The organism is Tumidithrix helvetica PCC 7403, from assembly GCF_965232925.1.
GTDB lineage: Bacteria > Cyanobacteriota > Cyanobacteriia > Pseudanabaenales > Pseudanabaenaceae > Tumidithrix > Tumidithrix helvetica.
In genome coordinates this window covers 15180-30320 of record NZ_CBDDRA010000039.1, presented here as the reverse complement: position 1 = coordinate 30320, position 15141 = coordinate 15180, and the positions used below count along the sequence as shown (strand labels likewise).

Here is a 15141-nt window from a genome sequence, read left to right as displayed (position 1 = left end):
TTTCTATGTCGCCGCAATCACGCATGAATCACAAAACAGATGTCTAGTATAGATTCCAACTCAGCCTCGGGTTATTTAAAGTTACTGCGCAATTATCAATTTTTGGCTTTGTGGATGGCTCAAATTTTGGCGCAGTTGGTCGATAAGATTTTGCTGGTTTTACTGATTGCGATCGCGACTTCTACGGATTATAAAGACTATCCCATCCCCGTAAATACGCGGGAATCTTTGATCATGATTGCCACGACGCTGCCTGCGATTTTCTTTGGCTCGATCGCGGGAATTTTTGTCGATATGCACCCTAAACGGCAAGTGATGATTCTTTGCAATGTCTTTCGTGGTGTTTTGGTGTTGCTGATTCCCTTCGTTCCGAAAGCACTGCCCTTGTTATTGGCGGCAACATTTCTCATTTCTGCCCTCACCCAAGTCTTTGCCCCAGCCGAACAGTCTGCGATCCCGTCCATCGTGCCAGAATCTGGCTTAATGTCGGCAAATGCCCTATTTACGATGACGATGATGACATCGATGATTGTGGGCTATGCGATCGGCTCACCTTTGCTGTCGGGCTTAGTGGCATGGTTGCCGCAGTTTAAAGACTTTAGTCGCGAGTTGCTTTTAGGGGGAATGTATTTATTGTCTGGGCTGGTGTTACTGGTCATTCCGAAGAATCAGGAGATCGTGCATCCTAGAGCCGAGGGCTATAGTTTTTGGGGCGATCTGATCGACGGCTTTAAATATGTGCGCCACAACAAACTAATTGCGGGGGCGATGATTCAGCTATGCGTGTTGTATGGCATTCTCTCGGCGCTGATGAAACTTTCGATGAACCTGACCGAATTGGTCACGAATAGTCGGGCTGATTTTGGCTATTTAATTGCTGCGGCTGGAATTGGCTTGGCGATCGGGGCTTTGCTCTTGGGACAATTTGGCGATCGCTTTGCCCATCGCCCCCTGCCCTTGGTGGGATTTGTGGGTATGGCATTTGCTTTGGTGATGTTTGCCTTTGTATCTAATCTATGGCTGAGTCTGATCGTCAGCGGCTTTTTGGGGTTTCATGGGGCTTTGATTGCCGTACCGATGCAGACTGCAATCCAAAAATACACCCCCGAAAATATGCGTGGCAAGGTATTTGGTCTGTTAAATAACGCTGAGAATATCGCAGCAAGTTTACCGCTGGTACTGGCGGCAGTAGCCCTAGATCTTTCAACATCTTTCTTTGGGCAAAAGTTAGGATTTCAAATTGTGATGATTGCTTGCAGTCTAATCGTGGCATTTTTGGGGATATGGGCATGGACGCATACCCACAAGGCACTAGAAAAGGTGCTATAACCCCTTTCTTAGGCTAACCCAAATACCGCCAGAATAAATGTGAACTCTAGGGCAACTTCCTTTAGACTTTCATAGCGCCCCGAAGCTCCTCCATGACCAGCATCCATATTGGTTTTGAGTAATAACCAGTTGGTGTCTTGCTTTAAAGTTCGCAATTTCGCCGTCCATTTGGCAGGTTCCCAATAGGTCACACGTGGGTCGTTGAGCCCCCCTGTAACCAGCAGGTTGGGATATGCCTTGGATTGCACGTTATCGTAGGGAGAATAGGAGCGGATATATTGGTAATACTCATACTGATTAGGATTGCCCCATTCGTCATACTCAAGCTGAGTCAGGGGTAAAGACTCATCCAGCATCGTATTTAAAACATCGACAAAAGGCACATCCGCAACTGCCGCTTTAAAGAGATCGGGCTTGAGATTGATCGTCGCCCCAATCAGCAAACCACCAGCACTGCCACCAGAGATGGCGATATTGCCTTTGCTCGTGTATTTCTCTTGGGCAAGATGCTCGGCGCAGGCGACGAAATCATAGAAAGTATTTTTCTTTTTAAGGAACTTACCATCCTCGTACCACTGCCTTCCCATTTCCGAGCCGCCGCGAATATGTGCGATCGCAAACACAAAGCCCCGATCTAACAAACTCAATCGATTTGCAGAGAAATAAGCACTCATACTGGCGCCATAGGAACCATAGCCATAGAGATACAGCGGATGCGAACCATCTCGCTCTAGCCCCTTGCGATAGACCAGAGAAATCGGCACTTGCGCGCCATCATGGGACGTGGCAAAAATTCTTTCAGAAGTATAAAGGCTGGAATCATAACCACCAGGCACTTCTTCTTGCTTTAAAATCGTCTTTGTTCGCGATCGCATGTCATAGTCGTAAACCGATAGGGGCTGTACCATTGAGGTATAGGCAAAACGGAAAACATGGGTATCGAATTCGTAATTACTCGACCCTCCGATCGCATAGGTGGGGTCGTCAAATTCAATATAGTGAGCTTGGTGGTCTAATAGGGAAAGAATTTTGATTCTCTCTAATCCTTGTATGCGCTCGTAAATCACGAGGAAGTCTTTAAATTCCTCAATGCCTTCCAAATAGCAATCGGGGTTATGAGGGATAAAGTCTTGCCAATGCTGCTTTTGGGGCTGACTTACGGGGGTTTTAACAATACGGAAGTTGGTGGCGCAATCGTTGGTGAGAATGTAGAAATTCCCCTGATGGTGCGTCACGCTATATTCAATACCCTTTTGACGCTTTTCAATTAATGTGAACTGAGCTTGGGGATCGTTCGCATCGAGAAAGTAGGCTTCACTGGTGATCTTGCCATCCATTTCTAAGAAAATATAGCGATCGTCGCGAGACTTTGAACAGCCCACAAAAAACTGTGGATCTAGCTCTTCATACAGCAGTTCATCCTGCTCGACAGGTTGACCGAGGTGGTGACGATAGAGGCGATAGGGACGAGAATTTTCATCTAGAACGGTATAGTACAGGGTCTGATTATCATTCGCCCAAGCCGAACTATAATAGGTGTTGGGAATGCGATCGCCGAGCAATTCGCCCGTTTCTAGGTTTTTAAATTGCAACAGATACTCCTCAGAGCCATCTGTATCGGTGGAATAGGCTAATAGCTGATGATTGGGGCTAATGTCAAAAGCGCCAAGACTAAAATAAGATTCACCTTCTGCTAACTGATTGGTATCGAGCAGAAGTTCCTCGTCATTCGTAAGGGAGTTGTGTTTGCGGCAATAGACGCGATATTGCTTGCCTGCAACTACCTTTGAATAGTAGTAGTAGTTGCCTGACTTGGCTGGAACCGTGTTGTCATCTTCTTTAATTCGAGATTTTAACTCTTGGAAAAGTTGCTCGCGCAGTTCTGTATAGGGCGCTAAGGTTGCTTCGGTGAAATCATTCTCAGCATTGAGATAGGCAATCACCTCAGGATTCTCTTTGTCGCGCAACCAAGCATAATCATCGGTAATCTTATCACCGTGAATTTCAAATTCATGATGGTTCTTGGCAGCGATGGGAGCAGTAACCGAAGCAGAGATTGAAGAGGTCATAGGGAATAGCAGTTAAATAAATTCCAGTTGTTAATTTGGGTCGATGCTTGCAGATGCTTGTCGGGATAGTGCCCAGTGCCTATCTACTCGGCATTCCAAGCAACCTATAGCGTTTGTGAACGTAGTACGGGCTTCTAGCCCTTGCAGGCAGAATGCCTGCGCAACAGATTGATTACAATTCATTTAGGATTGCTATATAAAGGGAGCGATCCCATACTTATCCTTAGTGAGCAAAGATATCATCGTAACCGAGCAAATCTAGGTACACCAATGTGGGAATATGGGCAAAACAAGCTTTGGCTAAGTCATAGCGATGTTCTCTAATTAGCATATCAATCAGCTTTTTATAGACAGAAAGCAGATAACGCACATCGTTAGCAGCATACTTTAATTGTTGTTCTGATAGGGCATGAACGTTGCCCCAGTCCGAAGATTGTGCTTCTTTATCTAGCTCGATTTGTTCTAATTCTTTCACCAATTCCTTTAGCCCATGCTTGCCTGTATAGGTACGGGCTAGTTTGCTGGCAATTTTAGTACAGAAAATCGGATGGGTGGCAATTCCCAAATGAGCCTCTAGCATACCCACGTCAAAACGGGCAAAGTGAAACACCTTGATGACTTCCGAAGCCTCAAAAAGTAGCTTTAAATGAGGCGCTGACTTGATGCCCTGACCAATTCGCACTAAGCTCACCCGATCGCTTTGGTCGCATATCTGCACTAAACACAGGCGATCTCGCCGTGGGATCAGCCCCATGGTCTCTGTATCTATGGCGATCGCATCGCATTTAAGATAATAGTTGAGTGTCTCTAGGTCTATATCGTTGTCAAAAACTTGGAAATCCTTGATCTGCATGAAGTTTTGGGAAATAGGGTACGGGTGGGGTTAGGGCATAGGCAAATCATCGCCTGTCTTAGAAATAGTAGCAAAATCATTACGCGCTTCTGTAACGAGAGGGCTTCAAGCGCAGCAAACTAGCTATTCTCAACTCAATAGGATCTGAGAAACGTGACAATGGTCTTCTCTCAGTCTTAGGGCTGATTTTCTTGGGGGAATGCTTTCACCTCCCCAAAACGCTTATTGAGCTTTAAAATTTATTGGTAAGCGCTAAACTCTATTGTAAAGCTTTCTGAAACTTAGTCTTATTAAGCGTGGAGATAAAATCATGCGGCAAAAAATGAAATCGCTGGGTGCAGAGGTCAAAACTCACGCCACAATTTTGGGGGGATTTGTTGCAATTATTTGGGCTTTAGAAGTTGTCGATGTGGTTTTAAGAGGCTCTCTCAATTATTTTGGCATCCTTCCTCGCACAATCATCGGATTGAGAGGGATTTTGTTCGCGCCCTTTTTACACGTTGGGTTTGCTCACGTTGCTGCTAATACTGTCCCTTTTTTGATTTTAGGATGGTTGGTGATGTTGCGTGGAACCAAAGACTTTTTTGCCGTTTCTATAATTTCAGCCTTTATTAGCGGTGCTGGCACATGGGCATTTGGTAGCCGTGGACTCCACATTGGTGCGAGTGGCATGATCTTTGGCTACTTAGGATATTTATTGTTTCGAGGCTACTTTGAACGCAGTATTGTTGCGATCGCTTTGTCTGTCATTGTCGGCGTCATGTATGGGGGCTTAATTTTTGGTGTGCTACCTGGTCAAGTCGGCATCTCTTGGGAAGGTCATCTATTTGGATTTATTGGTGGTGCGATCGCGGCAAGGTTGCTAGCAGAAGAAAAAGGAAGTAGCGAACTATAAAGTATGAACGGAAAAGATGAAAAGTTGGCTGATTAAAGTTGCGGATCTGAACCTGAGCGATCGCCAAGAAATGTTTGAACTTCTGACAAGCTATTTTAAAGATGTAACGTGGGATGTCTTTCAGACTGATTTAAATCGAAAAAATTGGGCGCTATTAGTAAAAGATGAAACATCAAGCATCCTAAAAGGATTTTCAACTTGCTATTTATTGCATACATGCTTTGCTGGAGAGGCGATCGATGTTGTATATTCGGGGGATACGATCGTAGATCCCAGTGCCTGGACGAGTACGATTTTGCCCCGTGCTTGGATTGCATCGATCAATTTCCTTCATCACCAATATTGCGCTCAGACTAAGCTCTATTGGCTGCTGATTTGTTCTGGTTTCCGTACCTACCGCTTTCTTCCTACGTTTTGGAAAGAGTTTTATCCTCGGTATGATGGCGTAACGCCTGCTTGCACAGCAGCTTTGATCGATCATCTAGCGCAAGTATATTATGGTGACTTTTATCAACCAGCAACGGGTATTGTCAGATTCCCTCATCCCCAAATTTTACAGGACAGTTTGATCGAGATCCCAAAAGGGCGACAGTCCAATTCTCATATTCGTTTTTTTGAGGCAAACAACCCTGGCTATCGACAAGGAGATGAGCTAGTTTGCCTGACGGAAGTTCGATATGACAACCTGACTCGTGCCGGACAACGAATGTGGCAGGCACAATCCCTATTAGAGAACCTGATGGACTGAATCTTAAGTTTTGTTCGTTAAGCATAGGACAATCTGACTCTCGCCGGACAAGGAATGTGGCAAGTACAATCCCTAGTTTTGTTTGTCAAGCAACTGTAGAATTGTTATAGCAATAGGCATGATTCATCAGTAATTTTTTCTCTGCCTAGAATCGTAGGAGCAACATGAATTGCCCCTATATACAAATCAAATAGGATTGTTATATCTGAACGGTGTACAAAATAATTGGATAATTGGCGAGCCAGGAAGTGACAAATGCTAAAACTAACCCAGGCGACTAGATATAGATTTAGTACAGCAATTTGGGCTGCTTTGATTGTGCTGACAGTTCTGAATGTATCCAAGCCCGCGCTAGCAGAAGTCAGCCCACAGGAAATGACTGCTATTATGCAAACGCGAGAGATGGCAATACAGGCTATCAACTCTCACGATTTTTCCAAGATTAAACCCTACCTGCATCCAACGCTTACGATCACGACGGTTGACAATCGCGTATTTCATAGTGCAGATGAGTTTGAGAAATACTGGAATCAGCAGTTTTCTGGGCCGATCAAAAATATTGCGATGGAGTTAAAGGGTGAGACTGCTAGGACATTTCTCTCTCTAGAAACTGAAGTTGCCTATGGAGATGCAAATGCAACTTTCTATTTCACCGATGGGAATACAGCAACAATGGCAATGCGTTGGACAGCCGTATTGCAAAAGTTTCAGGGCAAATGGACTATCCAATCACTGCATTTTTCTGCGAATTTGTTAGATAACCCAGTGCTAAGTGGTACCCAAGGTATGGTTCGTAATGTGGCTATTGCCACAGGGATAGGGGGTATTTTACTAGGTGGCGCTTTGGTACTGTTTTTGCGACGTAATCAGCCTAGCCGATCGCCCAAGAGTATCTCGTAAATATCATGGGCAGCAGTACCCTTGAGCCAAATCATCAAGTCAGCGTTCATCGAGATCGGCGGCTAAGGTCAACCTTGGTGGTTCTGCTGGTTTTTGGCATTGTGAGTTTACTCCACTGGCGATCGCAGACACAGTGGCTTCTATGGTTGTTAACAGGCATTTTGAGCGTTCAAACCCTACGGATGTCGATCGCAAAACCAATCGCCGCCGCGATCGTAGAGAACCCTTACCTACCCAAAGTTTCGATTCTGATCCCCGCAAAAAATGAAAGTGCGGTCTTGCCCAAGCTCGTTCATAACCTATCGCAACTCATCTATCCAGCCACCCACTTGGAAATCTGGATTGTTGATGACGGTAGTACCGATGAAACTCCCCAGATTTTGAGGGAATTGCAATCCCAATTCCTTTTCCTGCAAGTGCATCGACGGGAGTCCAAAGGAGCTAAATCAGGTGCGCTCAATGCTGTGTTTCCCCTCACGCAAGGAGAAATCATCCTCGTTTGCGATGCTGATGCCCAGATCCCTGCTGATTTTCTGCAACAAACAGCTCCTCTATGGCAGCAAGATACTTGCGGTGCGGTACAGGTTCGCAAAACGATCTCGAATGTTGACACCAACTTCTGGACTCGTTGCCAGCAGATGGAAATGAGCTGTGACAGCTTTTTGCAAACCCATCGAATTGCCGTAGGAGGAATGGCGGAGTTACGTGGCAATGGTATGTTTGTTCGCAGGAAATTGTTAGAGAAGTGCCATGGTTGGAATGAAGACACGGTTACAGATGATTTAGATCTCACCTTCAAACTCTATCTAGCTGGCAGCGAAATTGCGTTTACGACAGTTCCATCCATACAGGAAGAAGGGGTGACGACATGGCAGTATCTTTGGCATCAACGCTGTCGTTGGGCTGAAGGGGGATATCAACGTTACCTAGACTATTTTCCTCAGATCTTGACACTGGGATGGGCTAAAGGAATTGACTTGCTGCTGTTTTTTTTATTGCAGTTTCTCTTGCCGATCGCATTGATCCCAGACTTACTCTGGACTGTTTTTTACAGCCATCATCCCATGCTATTGCCGCTCCAAACCCTACTCAGTATCATATTGGTCGTTGGTTTTATGGCTGGATTACACGAATTGCATGGGGTGAAAGGATGGTCATTAATCTGGGCAACCCTACAGGGATCTCTGTTTATGATGCATTGGATTCCAGTGATGATGGTTGTGATTTTCGGCATCTGTGTAAAACCCCAGCAACGGCTTTGGGTTAAAACTGAGCATCGCGGGTAGATTTCTTGAGAGAACCAAAGAACTATGCTGGATTTACTCATTCAAAATGGATTGGTGTTTGATGGTTTGGGAGGCGCTCCTGTTCGCGCACATATTGGAATTCAAAAGGGACGAATTGTAGCCATGGATTTGTCTTCGGGTTCGCCTCTATCGATGGATGCCCATGAAGTCGTGGATGCTACTGGACTGTGGGTAACTCCAGGATTTATCGATATTCACACCCACTACGATTTGGAGTTAGAGATAGCCTCTGGGCTGAGTGAATCCGTGCGCCACGGTGTTACCTCGGTGGTGATTGGCAATTGCAGTTTATCCATTGCCATTGGGGAGCCTTCCATGCTGGCGGATATTTTTCAGCGCGTGGAGACCCTATCCCATCACCTGATTGCTAAATGGCTGCAGCATTCCGTTTCTTGGCAGACTCCCGCAGAATATCTCAACCATCTGCGACAGTTACCTCTTGGGCCCAATGTTGCAGCTATGTTTGGGCATAGCGCTTTGCGTGCCCATGTGATGGGATTGGAGCGTAGTCTCACGGTTCAGCCCTCTCAAACTGAACTTGCGAAAATGCAAAAAATTGGCAAGGATGCCTTAGAAGCTGGTTTTGTGGGTATTTCGATCGATATGTTTCCTTGGCATCGCATGAGTGGTGAGTGGAGAGGATGCTCAATTCCATCGCAACATGCTGAATATAAAGAATATGCCATGTTAGCCGATCTCTGTCGCCAAAGCGATCGCGTGTTTCAGGTCACACCCAATATTCAGCGCTCCACCTCTTTTATAGAAATCCTTTGGATGGGATTGGGCATTTGGCGGCGATCGCTGCGCTTGACCGTACTCTCAGCCCTAGATGCCGTTCACGATCGCAGACTGTGGCGGATCTTTTCCCCATTGCTCTTGATCTGGAATCAGATTCTAGGGGGCAATATGCGCTTTCAAACCTTAACCGAACCCTTTACGATTTACTCTGATGGTCCTGTAACGCCGTTATTTGAAGAGTTTTCCACGGGAGCCCAGTTGAATAGCTGCGAATCGCAGCAGGAACGCTTACAACTATGGCGATCGGATAGGTTTCGGCACCAGTTTCGGCAAGAATGGCTTAACAAAAAGCATAGGTCATTTCATCGTCAGTTGGAACTGATGCAGATCGTTCGTTGTCCAGAAATGCAATGGCAGGGATTGAGTTTTGCGGAAATCGCACGGCAACGCCAACAGGAGCCTGTGGATTTCTTTATCCATGCTTTGCAGACCTACGACAAACAACTACGTTGGGTGGCAACGGGCGCAAACGATCGCCTAGAGCCTCGTCTGGCGATGATGGCACACGCTGGAATCTTACCTGGATTTACTGATGCGGGGGCGCATGTGCGGAACCTTGGCTATTACGATGGTGCGCTATCTTTGCTCAAACAAGCGATCGCCACCAACTTCCTGTCTCCTGAGCAGGCAATCCATCGCGTCACTGGAGAACCCGCCCGTTGGTTTCGGCTCAATACAGGGGTTCTCAAAGTTGGGGCAAAAGCCGATTTGGTGATGCTTGACCCTAAAGCCCTACTTCAACCGATCTCGCCAGCGATCGAGATAGCCGATCCAGTCTTAGATGGCGAACCCCGTATGGTTAAGCGGGGTTCTGAGCAGATCGTTCGCTCAGTTTACATTCGTGGCGTTCGGGTTGTCGATCGCGGGCAAATCTGCGAATGTTTGGGGCGCGATCGGCTGGGAGAGGTGTTAACGCCCGATCCCCCTGAAAAATCTTTTATGCAGAAATTCAATATCATGCTCGATCGAAAGCAGAAACATCCAATCAGCGATCGGATTCAGGATCATCCATTCACTGACTATTGGGATATTTTTGTGCTTAAACATCAGCACCCCATCAATATTGCACTCCATGTTGTAGGCATATTTGTGTTTTACGGCTTGCTCTTGGCGGCTTGGCGATTACAGAATCCTTGGCTGCTGCTGTGTCTGCCACTCACCCAGCTATCGGGCTTGATAGGTCACTTTCTATTTGAGCGCAGCCATATCGATCTACAGGATGCCGTGTTTTCTTGGCGGGCTTCTTCCTGCTTAGGACGCATGTTATTGCGGCTAGCGCTAGGCAAATATGGCGAGGACATTCGCCAACGCCAAGAGAAGTTGGAGATTTACCAGCTCAAAACAGAATCAACGATAAGTTCAACTCAGCACTTAGTCCAGTAGTGGACTTGAGAGCCTAACGCACAAACTTAAGACTTTCTGTATTTTTGACAAAGAAGTCTGTAAAGAGGCTAATGACCGTGCGATCGCGGATTTTAATATTTGCCGTCAGAGACATCCCAGATTGCAAGCGAATCTCGCGACCGTTGATATTCAGAGATTGGCGCTCGAGTTGTACCTTAGCGGGAAAACGATAGGTGGGGTGGGTTTGGTCGGGGGGTAGGGCATCGGAGCCAATCCAGATTAATTTCCCTTTAACATCGCCAAATTCGCTAAAAGGGAAAGAATCAATGCGCACATCTACAGGCATATTTTCCTTGACAAAACCGATATCTTGGTTGGTGATAAACACCTTCGCAATTAGCCGATCGTCGGGAACGATTTTAAGAACGACTTCGCCAGTATTGGGGTTTGCTACGTAGCCTAGACCCGCTTTTAGCTCAAACACCGTACCCGATGCAGGAGCGCGTAGCTCTTGATATTTAAGCGTCACTTCAGCTTGACGGATTTGTCCTTCAATTTCAGCAAGACGCTTGCTGTTATCTACTAAAGCTTTTGTGAACTGGCTATCAATTTCGGCAATTCGCTTAGTATTATCAGCTATTTGACTCGTCAACTCCTTACGTGTGGTATCAAAGGTATTATTCAGACGCGCCTGTCCCTCGGCGATCGCTGCTTTAAGCCGCATTTCTTCCTGCGCTAGTTGGCGAATTTCTGATTCCCCTGTTTGCACCTGCTTCTTTTGGTTGAGATATTGGATGCGCGAAATCCCTCCCTTACTATAAAGTTCCTCAAGACCATCAAGGATTTTTTTATCGATCGCCAGTGAATTCTGACGACCAGCGCGATTAATGCGGGTTTGATTTAACTGTTCGATCGACTGGGCAATACTGGCATCAGCAGCCTGCGATCGCGAACTTAGCTCGGCTCTAGAGGCGCTCAGACGATCCTGTTGATCGCCCGTTAAATTTGCCTCTCCACCATTCACCTGCATGCGATAAAGTTGCATTTCAGAGGTCAGAGCTTCGCGACTACGAGCGAGGGCAAAAAACTCCGCAGGCACAGCTTTTACTTTAGAAGGGTCGATTGTCGATCGCTTGCCATTGAGGACATCCTGGTAGAACTGATTCTCTTGTTGCAGGTTTTTGCGTAGTTTTTGTAGGGATTCAAGCTGAGCTTTGGCTGCGGTCGAGTCAATTCGCAATAGGACATCCCCTTCCTTAACACGCTGCCCGTCCTGAACTAATACCTCCTTAAGTACGCCATTGGAGGGCGCTCGCACTTCTTTAACCGCTCCCTGTGGCTCCAATTTTCCCTGTGCGGGAATGGATTCTTCGATCTTTGCCACCGAAGCCCAAACTAGCCCCACCGTCACCGAGCCAAGCAATGTCCATAAAATTGTTTGAATCCATTTGGGCGATTGACTCAATGCCAAGGGTTGATCGAAGCTCTTTTTCGTCGCAGTAGGCAGTTTCTCGGGGGGGATCGTTTCTGAAAGCCTTGCCACATTCTCATGACCGACAGTCAAGTCTTGAGATGTACTCGCTTCTATCTTCTGTGCTTGACTGCGATCGCGCTTGTTACTTCGCTTATCTTTTTTACGCTCGAACATATCTTATTTACCTTCCCTAAACCGAATTTACACAAATCACTGAGCTTTGAATGGAGCCTTGAATGAAGCCTAGTTTACGATTCCCCTGCTGCCTCCTGTTGGCGGTATAAGCAGTAATAGCGTTCCTGCATAGCCATCAGTTCTTGGTGGGTTCCTTGCTCGGCAATGCGTCCGCTATCCATTACCACAATCGAGTCCGCACTATGAATCGTGGCTAGACGGTGGGTAATAAAGAAAACCGTGCGTCCTCGAAACTCATCCGCCAAATTTAAGCAGACTTGGCGTTCGGTATTGTAATCCAGAGCACTTGTAGCTTCATCAAGAATGAGTAGCTGCGGCTTTTGCAAGACTGTCCGCGCGATCGCAATTCGCTGTCTTTGTCCGCCCGAAAGCGAAGAGCCGCGTTCTCCTACCCTCGATTCGTAACCTTGAGGCAGTTGCATGATGAAATCGTGGGCGCAAGCAGTTCGCGCTGCTGCAATGATTTCTTCGGGGGTGGCATCGGGATTGGTCAAGGCAATGTTTTGCTGCACCGTGCCATCAAACAGCAAGGTATCCTGTAAGACCACGCCAATCTGGCGGCGCAAAGAGTAAAGTTCGACCTTACCAATGTCATATTCATCGATCAGAATCCTGCCTGCCTCGGGGTCATAGAGCCGCGATAATAACTTCGTGAGCGTGCTCTTACCTGCGCCGCTGGTTCCGACCACACCGACAAACTTGCCCGCAGGAATTTCTAGGTTGACATTATTGAGCTGCAAGTTGCCATTAGGATTGAAGCGGAAGTTCACACTCTCATAACGCACAGCTCCTTGAATTGCAGGCATGGGAATATTGCGACGACCCGCTTCTTCCTGTTCTTGGGGATGGTTGATAATATCGCTGAGTCGTTCGAGCGAGAGTGCGGTCTCTTGAAAGTTTTGCCAGAGTTGAATCAAGCGCAGCAGAGGGGAAGTCGTATAGCCCGCAATGATGCGGAAAGCGATGAGCTGTCCCAATGAGAGCTTATTATCTAGCACCAGAAACGCACCGACCCATAACAACAACAGGTTAGAGAACTGATTTAAGAACTGATTCATCGAACCCGCTGTCGTGGAAGTGACCACCGTTTTAAATCCATCGGAAATGTAGCGTGCATAGCGACGTTGCCATTCCCAGCGCGATTGTAGTTCGATACTTTGGGCTTTAACCGTTTGAATCCCCGAAACCACTTCGACCAGATAGGACTGCGTAGCGGCATTGCGTTCTGCTTTACTGCGAAGTTGCGATCGCACGATCGGTGCAACGATAAAGGTAAGCAGCCCAAAAATTGGCACGGTTCCCAAAGCTACCAATGTTAAGAGCCAGCTATAACAGATCATCACAACGATATAGACAACGGAGAAGACAGCGTCAAGAACGACCGTAAGTGCCGTACCCGTGAGGAACTGACGAATATTCTCAAGTTCTCCAATGCGGCTAGAGAGTTCTCCTACAGAACGTTTCTCGAAATAGCGCAAAGGCAGTCTAACTAAGTGATCGATGGTTTCTGAGCCCAAGGTTAAATCGATGCGATTGGTGGTATTCACAAATAGATAGGTGCGCAGGGCACTAATCACAGCTTCAAACACAGCCACCGTTAGCAAGAGTACGCCCAAGGTGTTGAGCGTAGCGGGTGCATTTTGGATAATCACTTTGTCAATAATCACCTGCGTGATCAGTGGATTTGCCAAACCCAACAGTTGCACAAAGAAAGAGGCAAACAGAACCGTAAGTAAAGGATTGCGATAGCGTTTGAGCGAAGGCAAGAACCAAGATATTCCGAATTTCTGTTTTGGGGTGTCCTTGGTGGGCTGGAGTAATAGAATTTGTCCTGACTCTCCCCAAAGATCGGCAAACTGAGCCGTTTTCTTCACGACAATCCCCTGCTCGGGAATGCCTAAGACCTGTTCGCGATCGCTAGTTGTATAGAGCACTGCAAAGGTATCATGCCAAGACAACAGGGCAGGCGTAGGAACTTGGCTAATGGCACTGGCAGGAATTGCCACCAACTGTCCGTTCAAGCCCATCAGTTCGGCGATCGTGCCACATAGTTGTAAAGAGATTTTGCCAGAGCGCTCGTATTGATTGGCGATCGCGCGTTTGATCGCATGGCGATTAAAGGGCATGTGCCAGTACTTTGCCAGCATCTCAAAGCAGGCCGCCGAAGCATCGACAGGGCCTCTACCTTGAATATGGGGATAATCTTGGGCTTGGCGATCGCCTCCGCCCCGATTGGCAACAGTGGGCAGGTCGGGCGCGTAGGGAATATCGAGTGCGGTGGGGAGTGGCGGTAAGTCTTCTACGACCTCCACAGTGGCAACAAAGGTATCGCGCAAACCGATTAAGCGCAGCGAACCTCCAAGCGCGATATCGATGAAATCATTTTTGGCATGGAGTTTGGTTCCAACGGGAAGCGTAAGATTTTGTCCGCCACTGACGAGCCAAATAAAATCTGGATCGAGTTTCGTAAAGGTGTTTCTACCCGATGAGAAAGTAATCGCGGTCGCATCTTGCAGCGCCTCGCGGGCAAGTTGGGGAAAATTGCTAGGCGCTTGGGCGCGTCGATCCATTTCTAATGCCAAGAGATCGAAGACCTCAGAAGCAGAAACTTGGTTGTTAAAAGCTGCCTTAAAGGCTGGATCGCGATCGCAAAATTGCAGGAAATCATTGGCGTCTAAGGCTAAACAAGTGCTTTCAATCGAAGCGATCGCGGTTTCGCAGGGCACATTACGGATCAAGCTCGCCCAGCCGATCGCCGCCCCGGGCTTGAGAATTTCTAGGGTCGTCGGGAATGTGGTTTTGGGTACTTGTGCTATGAGTCTTGCCTGACCTTCCCATAAAAACAGAACCTGAGCTGGCATGGTTTCGCGACGTAAGATCACCTGACCCATGCGATAGCGTAGCGGCTGTAAGCGTTCCCTCAGTTCTCTCAAAACAACGCGATCGAGGTTCTGAAACGCTGGGATGCGATCGAGAAAGTCCTGAATAGCATCGGTGTTGGTAGTCATGCAAAATTAACGCGATAAGTTAGGGCATTGAGATCGAGGTCAAATTGAAATTTAAGGCAAAAACTTGTTTTAGGCGAGATTATAGCGGTACTGCGGCAAATACAAAAAAATTTCTCAATCTCGATCGCAATATAACTTTTTAGTAACTTTTCCGACATATTCAAGTGTAATCCTCACGGATCAACTGGGTATTGTTTAGTTAAGGGTGGAAAAAACGAAAT

General features: G+C 47.0%; 10 protein-coding genes. 6 read left to right on the top strand and 4 right to left on the bottom strand.

The annotated features are described in order from the left end of the window. Positions 1–39 precede the first annotated feature (39 nt). Positions 40–1329, top strand: coding sequence for an MFS transporter (locus tag ACP2WE_RS23815; RefSeq protein ID WP_425218012.1), 1290 nt, complete (start codon positions 40–42; stop codon positions 1327–1329). Positions 1330–1337: 8 nt separating this feature from the next. On the opposite strand, the gene ACP2WE_RS23810 is transcribed toward ACP2WE_RS23815, so the two are convergent. Together ACP2WE_RS23810 and ACP2WE_RS23805 are read right to left on the bottom strand one after the other, a co-directional pair. After that, the gene (locus tag ACP2WE_RS23810; RefSeq protein ID WP_425218011.1) at positions 1338–3398 is read right to left on the bottom strand and encodes a S9 family peptidase; all 2061 of its coding nucleotides are present in this window, start codon (positions 3396–3398) and stop codon (positions 1338–1340) included. A gap of 223 nt (positions 3399–3621) precedes the next feature. Beyond that, positions 3622–4251, bottom strand: a complete 630-nt coding sequence (locus tag ACP2WE_RS23805) for a ribonuclease D (RefSeq protein WP_425218010.1) — start codon at positions 4249–4251, stop codon at positions 3622–3624. Positions 4252–4561: 310 nt separating this feature from the next. Here ACP2WE_RS23805 and ACP2WE_RS23800 point away from each other — a divergent pair, with 310 nt between their 5' ends. The 5 genes from ACP2WE_RS23800 to ACP2WE_RS23780 all read left to right on the top strand — a co-directional run bounded on the left by ACP2WE_RS23800 (position 4562) and on the right by ACP2WE_RS23780 (position 10282). Next, entirely contained in the window at positions 4562–5146 is a 585-nt protein-coding gene (locus ACP2WE_RS23800; RefSeq protein ID WP_425218009.1) for a rhomboid family intramembrane serine protease, read from the top strand. 16 nt (positions 5147–5162) lie between these two features. Further along, on the top strand, positions 5163–5894 hold the full coding sequence (locus ACP2WE_RS23795) for a hypothetical protein (protein ID WP_425218008.1): 732 nt from the start codon (positions 5163–5165) through the stop codon (positions 5892–5894). Between the two features lie 255 nt (positions 5895–6149). Continuing rightward, positions 6150–6794, top strand: coding sequence for a YybH family protein (locus tag ACP2WE_RS23790; protein ID WP_425218007.1), 645 nt, complete (start codon positions 6150–6152; stop codon positions 6792–6794). 5 nt (positions 6795–6799) lie between these two features. Then, entirely contained in the window at positions 6800–8080 is a 1281-nt protein-coding gene (locus tag ACP2WE_RS23785) for a glycosyltransferase family 2 protein (RefSeq protein WP_425218006.1), read from the top strand. A gap of 24 nt (positions 8081–8104) precedes the next feature. Continuing rightward, complete coding sequence (locus tag ACP2WE_RS23780) at positions 8105–10282, top strand: amidohydrolase family protein (RefSeq protein WP_425218005.1); 2178 nt, start codon at positions 8105–8107, stop codon at positions 10280–10282. A 13-nt stretch (positions 10283–10295) separates the two neighbouring features. Here the strand turns inward: ACP2WE_RS23780 and ACP2WE_RS23775 are convergent, their stop codons facing one another. Further along, positions 10296–11891 carry a beta-barrel domain-containing protein gene (locus tag ACP2WE_RS23775; protein WP_425218004.1) on the bottom strand — a complete coding sequence of 532 codons (1596 nt, stop codon included), beginning with the start codon at positions 11889–11891 and terminating at the stop codon, positions 10296–10298. Positions 11892–11965: 74 nt separating this feature from the next. Next, entirely contained in the window at positions 11966–14920 is a 2955-nt protein-coding gene (locus ACP2WE_RS23770) for a peptidase domain-containing ABC transporter (RefSeq protein WP_425218003.1), read from the bottom strand. Positions 14921–15141 lie beyond the last annotated feature (221 nt).

Bases quoted from the DNA above. Each gene is read 5' to 3' on its own strand.
- ACP2WE_RS23780 (WP_425218005.1), top strand. From the start codon at position 8,105: ATGCTGGATTTACTCATTCAAAATGGATTGGTGTTTGATGGTTTGGGA.
- ACP2WE_RS23795 (WP_425218008.1), top strand. From the start codon at position 5,163: ATGAAAAGTTGGCTGATTAAAGTTGCGGATCTGAACCTGAGCGATCGC.
- ACP2WE_RS23790 (WP_425218007.1), top strand. From the start codon at position 6,150: ATGCTAAAACTAACCCAGGCGACTAGATATAGATTTAGTACAGCAATT.
- ACP2WE_RS23805 (WP_425218010.1), bottom strand. From the start codon at position 4,251: ATGCAGATCAAGGATTTCCAAGTTTTTGACAACGATATAGACCTAGAG.
- ACP2WE_RS23775 (WP_425218004.1), bottom strand. From the start codon at position 11,891: ATGTTCGAGCGTAAAAAAGATAAGCGAAGTAACAAGCGCGATCGCAGT.
- ACP2WE_RS23810 (WP_425218011.1), bottom strand. From the start codon at position 3,398: ATGACCTCTTCAATCTCTGCTTCGGTTACTGCTCCCATCGCTGCCAAG.
- ACP2WE_RS23785 (WP_425218006.1), top strand. From the start codon at position 6,800: ATGGGCAGCAGTACCCTTGAGCCAAATCATCAAGTCAGCGTTCATCGA.
- ACP2WE_RS23800 (WP_425218009.1), top strand. From the start codon at position 4,562: ATGCGGCAAAAAATGAAATCGCTGGGTGCAGAGGTCAAAACTCACGCC.
- ACP2WE_RS23770 (WP_425218003.1), bottom strand. From the start codon at position 14,920: ATGACTACCAACACCGATGCTATTCAGGACTTTCTCGATCGCATCCCA.
- ACP2WE_RS23815 (WP_425218012.1), top strand. From the start codon at position 40: ATGTCTAGTATAGATTCCAACTCAGCCTCGGGTTATTTAAAGTTACTG.